The 1,021-nt window shown below is 67.1% G+C and carries 1 pseudogene; it reads right to left on the minus strand.

The features are described from left to right. Positions 1 to 46 precede the first annotated feature (46 nt). A pseudogene (locus AOK18_RS20765) lies at positions 47 to 1,021 on the minus strand (transglycosylase domain-containing protein); the annotation flags it as partial.

Here is a 1,021-nt window from a genome sequence, read left to right on the forward strand (position 1 = left end):
TCTACGCCCAGATGGCGGTCGACGTCGGCGCCGAAGAGGTCCAGCAGACCGCCATCTGGGCGTAGACGGCGTTGACGGACTTGTCGGTGGCCTCGCGGACGGTGATGTCGCCGTAGGAGCGGTCGTCCTCGTTGGCGGGGTCGTAGAGGCCGCCGGGCCAGCCCTCGACGGGGCGCTTGTTGGTGCCGTCGTAGACGGTGTTGGGGGTGATGGGGAGGCCGTCCTGGGTGGTGGACCCGTTCTCGACGGCGGCGGCGAACACGAACGGCTTGAAGATGGAGCCGACTTGGTAGTCCCGGCGGGTGGCGTTGGGGGTGTACTGCTGGACGTAGTCGATGCCGTTGTACATGGCGCGGACCTTGCCGGTCTTCGGTTCGACGGCGGTGCCGCCCGCGCGGACGTACGTGTCGACCTTGCGCTGCTTCTGGTCGAGCCGGTCGATCAGGTTGTCGTTGACGGCGTCGACGAAGGCGTTCTGCTTGTCCTTCTGCAGGGTGGTGGTGATGCGGTAGCCGCCCGCGTCGAGTTCCTCCTCGCCCACGATCCTGTTCTGGATGAGGTGGTCCTTCATGATCCGCACGATGTAGCCGCGCTGGCCGGACAGGCCGGTGGAGTTGGTGCTCTCCTTGGGGGCGGGGAACGTCAGGCCGGCGCGCTCGGCCGGGTCCAGCCAGCCCTTCTCGACCATGCCGTCCAGGACGTAGTTCCAGCGGGCCTCGGCGGCGGGGCGGTTCTCCGGGTGGGTGACGACGTCGTACTGGCTGGGGGCGTTGACCAGGGCGGCGAGGTAGGCGGCGCGGGCGGCGTCGAGGTCCTGGGCGTCCATGCCGTAGTAGGCCTGGGCGGCGGCCTGGATGCCGTAGGCGTTGCGGCCGAAGTAGCTGGTGTTGAGGTAGCCCTCGAGGATCTCGTCCTTGCTCTGCTCGCGGTCCAGTTTGATCGCGATGAAGAACTCCTTCACCTTGCGGGTGACGGTCTGCTCCTGCTGGAGGTAGTAGTTCTTCACGTACTGCTGGGTGAT

The organism is Streptomyces prasinopilosus (genome assembly GCF_001419695.1).
GTDB classification, from domain to species: domain Bacteria; phylum Actinomycetota; class Actinomycetes; order Streptomycetales; family Streptomycetaceae; genus Streptomyces; species Streptomyces prasinopilosus.